The organism is Mesorhizobium sp. M7A.F.Ca.AU.001.01.1.1 (genome assembly GCF_004022735.1).
Taxonomy (GTDB): Bacteria; Pseudomonadota; Alphaproteobacteria; order Rhizobiales; family Rhizobiaceae; genus Mesorhizobium; species Mesorhizobium ciceri.
Genome location: NZ_RZPF01000363.1, coordinates 1 through 6,367, shown reverse-complemented (window position 1 = coordinate 6,367; position 6,367 = coordinate 1). Strand labels below are relative to the sequence as shown.

Annotated in this window: 7 protein-coding genes; all 7 read left to right on the top strand. The window is 62.0% G+C overall.

What is annotated here, in order from left to right; genetic code table 11:
- Positions 1–152: 152 nt before the first annotated feature.
- Positions 153–2,465, top strand: coding sequence for an EAL domain-containing protein (locus EN884_RS21205; protein ID WP_063169839.1), 2,313 nt, complete (start codon positions 153–155; stop codon positions 2,463–2,465).
- A gap of 335 nt (positions 2,466–2,800) precedes the next feature.
- On the top strand, positions 2,801–3,580 hold the full coding sequence (locus EN884_RS21200) for a hypothetical protein (RefSeq protein WP_013528206.1): 780 nt from the start codon (positions 2,801–2,803) through the stop codon (positions 3,578–3,580).
- Between the two features lie 119 nt (positions 3,581–3,699).
- A complete protein-coding gene (locus EN884_RS21195; RefSeq protein WP_013528205.1) occupies positions 3,700–3,849 on the top strand; it encodes a DUF3096 domain-containing protein in 150 nt (49 codons plus the stop codon).
- Between the two features lie 206 nt (positions 3,850–4,055).
- Positions 4,056–4,280 carry an aa3-type cytochrome c oxidase subunit IV gene (locus EN884_RS21190; protein ID WP_013528204.1) on the top strand — a complete coding sequence of 75 codons (225 nt, stop codon included), beginning with the start codon at positions 4,056–4,058 and terminating at the stop codon, positions 4,278–4,280.
- 85 nt (positions 4,281–4,365) lie between these two features.
- Entirely contained in the window at positions 4,366–5,646 is a 1,281-nt protein-coding gene (locus tag EN884_RS21185) for a Re/Si-specific NAD(P)(+) transhydrogenase subunit alpha (protein ID WP_063169840.1), read from the top strand.
- Positions 5,643–6,071 (top strand): NAD(P) transhydrogenase subunit alpha, encoded by a 429-nt coding sequence (locus EN884_RS21180; protein ID WP_024501908.1) that lies wholly within the window; start codon positions 5,643–5,645, stop codon positions 6,069–6,071. The genes EN884_RS21185 and EN884_RS21180 overlap by 4 nt, the downstream gene beginning before the upstream one ends.
- Before the next feature lie 6 nt (positions 6,072–6,077).
- Positions 6,078–6,367, top strand: a 290-nt coding sequence (locus tag EN884_RS21175; RefSeq protein ID WP_206617616.1) for an NAD(P)(+) transhydrogenase (Re/Si-specific) subunit beta, incomplete at its 3' end; no start/stop codon positions are given.

Here is a 6,367-nt window from a genome sequence, read left to right as displayed (position 1 = left end):
CCGAATGACCGATACGCCTTGTTTACCTGAACGACAGTTTCCTTGCTTTCCGCTGCGTCACCCGGCTTGACGGCAGGAGCGCGAGGGTCTCTCTAAATCTTTCTTAAGGCGGATGTGGCACTGCTTGGCTCCCCAGGGTTGGGATTCAGGCGTTGAATCTGCGAAAAAAGAACGAGATCCCGGTCGACGTCTATATTCCGTTCGTGGAAACCCTGTTTCGCGACGGGCTGACGCTTTCGATCGGCATTCTCGCGCAGACTTTCCTGATCGGCCTGGTCTGGTGGAAGGGCGGCGATCCGCGGTATTTGCTGGTCGCGATCTCGATGGTTCTCATCGGTGTGTTCCGCATGAGAAACTTTCGAAAATACAACAGCATGCCGTCGCCGACGACCTGGGAAGAGGCGCACAAGCGTGAGAATGACTACATTCTCTATGGCTCCCTGCATGGCTTGACGCTTGGCGCTTTCTGCCTGCTCGGCATCTATTTCGCGCGCGATGGTTTCGCCGAAATCGCCTCCGTTTGCCTGACGCTCGCGACGGCGACCTCCATCGCCGGCCGCAACTACGGCTCGCCGCGCATGGTCACCATCCTGACCATTGCCTTGACCTGGCCGATCTCGCTTGGCTTCCTGCTGCGCGGCGACATCTACCATGTCCTCCTCGGGCTGCTGTCGGCGCCGTTCCTGTTCGCCATCCGGAAATTCGCCAACACCGTACGCGATGTGCTTTTTGCGGCCGTCTCGGAAGAGAAGAAGGCCAACCGCATTGCCCAGCGCTTCAACCGGGCGCTCAACACCATGTCGCACGGCCTTGTCATGCTCGGTCCGGACGGCCGCGTCGCGGTGGCCAATGCCGAGGCCGCGCATCTGATGTCGCTCAAGTCGCCCGACGCGCTGCTCGGACGGTCGATCCACGGTCTGTTGATGCGCGGTGTCGCCGGCGGCATGCTGGCGCCCAAGGATTGCCGCTACATCGAGGCGCAGCTGACGCGTGCCCTGCGTGAGGGTCGCGACCGCAAGGTGCTGGTTTCCCTCGCCAACGGCCAGCATTACGAGTTCTCGGCTCGCGAGGGCAGCCAGGAACTGGGCGTCATCACCTTCGAGGACGTCACCGCCCGTGTCGAGGCGGAAGACAAGATCCGCTTCATGGCACGCTACGACAATCTCACCGGCCTGCCCAACCGGGCCTATTTCCATGAATTGGTGGGCGAGGCCATGGCGTCCGGCGATCGCGACCGTCTCTGCGGCCTTGCGGTGCTCGATCTCGACGATTTCAAGAGCGTCAACGACACGCTTGGCCATCCGATCGGCGACGGCTTGATCTATGCCGTTGCCGAGCGGCTTGGCGCCATTGCCAAGCAAGATATCACGGTCAGCCGTTTCGGTGGCGACGAGTTCATGATCTTCTTCGACCGCGTCGAGGATGAGAGCCATCTGACCAGCCAGCTCGACGAGATATTCGCCGGCCTGCAAGGGGAAGTCGACGTCGCCGGTCACGGGCTGCGCATTCAGGCCAGCGGCGGCGCGGTGCTGTCACGGGTCAAGGATACCGATGTCGACGCCATGATCGTGAAGGCGGACCTGGCGCTCTACAAGGCCAAGGAACTCGGCAAGAACAGCTGGCGATTGTTCGAAGCTTCGATGGATGCCGCCTTCCGCAACCGTCAGCTGATGAAGGCGGATCTGCGCACCGCGGTAGAGGGCAAGAGCCTGCGGGTGGTCTATCAGCCGATCGTGGCGATGAGCACCATGCGTATCGCCAGTTGCGAGGCGCTGTGCCGGTGGGATCATCCAGATCTCGGGCCAATCTCGCCCAGCATCTTCATTCCGCTTGCCGAGGAAATGGGCATCATTTCCGAGATCAGCACCTTCGTGCTGCAGGCAGCCTGCGCCGAATGCGCCAAATGGCCCGACCAGACCAGCGTTTCGGTCAATCTCTCGGCCAAGGATTTCCGCAGCCGCGATGTCATCCAGAAGGTTCGCGATGCGTTGGCCGGCACCGGCCTCGCCGCCAGTAGGCTCGAGATCGAGGTCACCGAAACGGCGCTGCTCGACGACAAGTCGCTGACGCGCCAGTATATTGAGGAGCTGAAGCAGCTTGGCGTGCGCATCGCGCTCGACGATTTCGGCACCGGCTATTCGAGCCTGAGCTACCTGCACAAGCTGCCGCTCGACAAGATCAAGATCGACCGCTCTTTCCTGATGGACGTCACCCAGAATCCCCGTTCGCTCGAGCTGCTCAAGGGTATCGTCAACCTGTCGCGGCCGCTGGGGCTTTCGGTGACCGTCGAAGGGGTCGAGACCTTCGAGCAGCTCAAGATCCTGGCGCTGCAGGTCAAGCCTGATCTTGTCCAGGGGTTCCTGTTCGGTTCGGCGCTCAGCGCTTCCGGCATCGAGACGATGTCGAACACGGTATGGCCCTTCGCCAAGGATATCAGGACCGCCAAAAAGGCGGTACGCCGCTGATTTGCGGCGCCTGGCGCATGGTGCCCAGGCACTGAGAGCCCATCCCTGTTTCCATCAGGATTGAACAGGCGCCCAGGCTTTAGGCATTCACTGCATTCGAGGTTTCTTTGCACATCGCGGGCCATGCCAGAATTTCAGCCGCTTCCCGTCATGTTCGAGACACGCTCTTTCCCCGTCGCGACGCAGAAAACGAAGAAAACCACCAATTTTAGTTTTATTTTAGCAATCGTTAACCTTAACGACTGGTAAACGGGCTGCTTCCTGTTTTCATCTTTTACATCCCAAGACCCTGTCGTAGTGTCGGATCGCGGCGGCAATGTACGGGGATTGAGTTGATGATTGTGCAGTTGAGTTCGCTTCGTCCGGTGACGGGCGAGGACGGCAAGGACGCCGCCGACACCATGTCCAGCTTCGCCCGCAACGTTTCGGCGATGCTTGAGCGGACAGAGTACCGCCGCTGCGACAAGGGCGAAGATCTCGAGGACATCTACCGCCTGCGCTACAAGTCATATCGCTCGAACGATATGGTGCCCGACAACGAAAACCATACCATTCACGATGAGCTCGACGAGGCACCGAATGTGTACCGCTTCGGGGTCTATATCGACCAGGAACTCGTCAGCACGCTGCGTATCCATCACGTCACCTTGGCGACGCCGATGTCGCCTTCCACCAAGGCCTTTGGCGACATCGTCATGCCGATGCTTCGTGACGGACTGAGCTTCATCTGTCCCAGCCGGTTTGCGTCCGATCCCGAATGGTCGCGCGTCTACCCGCAGATTCCCTACCTGACGCTGCGGCTGGCCGGCATGGCGTGCTTCCATTTCAACGCGCCCTACTGCCTGTCGACCATTCGTGAGGATCACGCCGGCTTCTACAAGCGTATCTACTACTCGGAGAAGATCAGCGAGTCGCGCGCCTATCCGGGCGTTTTCAACAAGGTCGTGCTCTACCGCGCCGACGTCAACGCAATCCGCGAGCGGTCCTTCTCACGGTTCCCGTTCTTCCGCTCGACGCCAATGGAGCAGCGCATGCTGTTCGATACGCCGCATGTCGGGGAACTCGCGCCGCTGACCATCCTGCCGACGGCAAAATACTATCACGAAGCCGCCTGATACGGCAGGGATCCACACGATTTTGCAGGGCCGACAGGAGCCTTTTGGCGACTTCGGCGTTCTGGGTGAGGCCACGAGCAGCGCTCCGGGTCGATCTGAGGTTTTTGAGGGAACCCGCCATGACCATTTCCACACTTGCGCTAACCCCGCTCATCTCGCTGATCGCCGGCGTGCTGATCCTGGTCATGCCAAGGCTGTTGAACTACATCGTCGCGCTCTATCTGATCGTCGTCGGGTTGCTCGGGCTATTTCCGCATCTAGCCGGCTGAGGCTCCGGCTTAGGCCACGCAAGCGTCCGCCCTTCGGAGTTCCGCATCAAGCATCAGAATCCAGCGATCGGACTCCGTCGCGGCGTCGACTGCTGGCTTCAATCTTTCTTTGAGGCAGTTGTCGGTTGTTGTGCGGCAATAGCGCCATTGCTCTCGGCGCGGCTTTTCGCTATGTGCCTGAAAGATGTCTTCGAAGGGGTATTCCTATGGCTGATCACTCGCCGACTGGTCCTGTCGAACTGGGCGCGAAGATGGACTATGCCGAGCATGACCGCACCTATGCGGGCTTCCTCGCGCTGGCCAAGTACGGCTCGCTGTTTTGTGGCGCCCTGCTCCTGGCGATGGCCTTCGGCTTCTTCGCGGGCGGCTTCTTCTCGGCGACCATTCTGTTCGTGCTGATTCTGGCTGTCGGCGCCTTTATCCTCCGATAGATTTTTCCGACATCTTGTCCACGGCGCCGCCGCGAGGCCGGCCGGCGTCTTGCGGGAAATAGCTTCCGGCCGAAAGGATCATGCGGTGGGACAGACGGTTTTCATCCCTCGTGAGCTCGATGCCAACGAGCCGCGCGTCGCGGCTTCGCCCGATACGGTGAAACGGCTGGCGGCGTTGGGCTTCGACGTCGTCGTCGAGGCCGGTGCCGGTCTGAAATCGCGCATCATCGATGCCGACTATGCGAGCGCCGGCGCTGCTATCGGCAAGGCTTCCGATGTCGCCAAGGCCGATGTGGTGCTGAAGGTGCGCCGGCCTGGTGATGCCGAGCTGAAGAGCTACAAGCCCGGCGCGGCTGTGATCGCCATCATGGACCCCTACGGCAACGATGCCGCCGTGGCAGCTCTTGCCAAGGCCGGCGTCACCGCTTTCTCGATGGAATTCATGCCCCGGATCACCCGCGCGCAGTCGATGGACGTTTTGTCCTCGCAGGCCAATTTGGCCGGCTATCAGGCGGTGATCGACGGGGCTTCGGAATATGACCGCGCCTTGCCGATGATGATGACGGCGGCCGGCACGGTGCCGGCGGCGAAGGTCTTCATCATGGGCGTTGGCGTCGCCGGCCTGCAGGCGATCGCCACCGCGCGCCGGCTTGGTGCGGTTGTCACCGCCACCGACGTTCGCCCCGCCGCCAAGGAACAGGTCGCCTCGCTCGGCGCCAAGTTCCTCGCGGTCGAGGACGAGGAATTCAAGGCGGCCGAAACGGCCGGCGGCTACGCCAAGGAAATGTCGAAGGAATATCAGGCCAAGCAGGCGGCACTCACATCAGAGCACATCGCCAAGCAGGATATCGTCATCACCACGGCGCTCATTCCCGGCCGGCCGGCGCCCAAGCTGGTCTCGGCGGCGATGGTCGCTTCGATGAAGCCGGGCTCGGTGATCGTCGACCTCGCGGTCGAGCGCGGCGGCAATGTCGAGGGCGCCGAAGCCGGCAAGGTGGTCACCACCGCCAACAACGTCAAGATTGTCGGCCATCTCAATGTGCCTGGCCGCATCGCGGCGTCGGCCTCGCTGCTTTATGCCAGGAACCTGTTCGCCTTTCTCGAGACGCTGGTCGATAAGACGGCCAAGACGCTTGCCATCAATCGCGACGACGATCTGGTCAAGGCAACGATGCTGACCGATGGCGGCAAGGTGGTTCATCCGGCTTTCGTGAAAGCCGACCAGCAGCCGGCAAAGGGCCAATATGTCGAGCCGGCCGCGATCCCGGCCAAGACCATGGTCGCCGATGCTTCGCCCAAGAAAGCCGCGCCCAAGAAGGCGGCCGCACCCAAGTCGCCCTCGTCGAAGCCGAAAGGGATCGCGTGATGGACCAGACCCTGCAGAAAGCCCTCGACCAGCTCGACCAGGCCTCCGCCGCCGTCCGGCTGGCGGTGCACAATCTGGCGACCGCGCCCGGCGGCACTGACGCGGCCGGTGATGCCGCGCATGCGCTCTCCGGCGGCGCCATCGATCCCTTCGTCTTCCGCTTCGCCATCTTCGTCCTGGCGATCTTCGTCGGCTACTACGTCGTCTGGTCGGTGACCCCCGCACTGCATACGCCGCTGATGGCCGTCACCAATGCCATCTCCTCGGTCATCGTCGTCGGCGCGCTGCTTGCCGTCGGCATCGCCGCCTCCGGCATTGCCGCGGGCTTCGGCTTCGTCGCGCTGATGCTGGTTTCGGTCAACATCTTCGGCGGCTTCCTCGTCACCCAGCGCATGCTGGCCATGTACAAGAAGAAGGACAAGTAGAGCGCCATGAACGCCAACTTCGCGTCCTTCCTCTACCTCGTCTCCGGTGTCCTGTTCATCATGGCGCTGCGCGGCCTGTCGCATCCGACCACCAGCCGCCAGGGCAATCTCTACGGCATGATCGGCATGGGTATTGCCATCGCCACCACACTGGCTCTGGCGACCCCGTCCGCCGGCCGCTTCGGCCTGATCGTGCTCGGCCTTGCCATTGGCGGCGGCGTCGGCGCCGTTACCGCGCGCCGCATCGCCATGACCTCGATGCCGCAGCTGGTCGCTGCCTTCCACTCGCTGGTCGG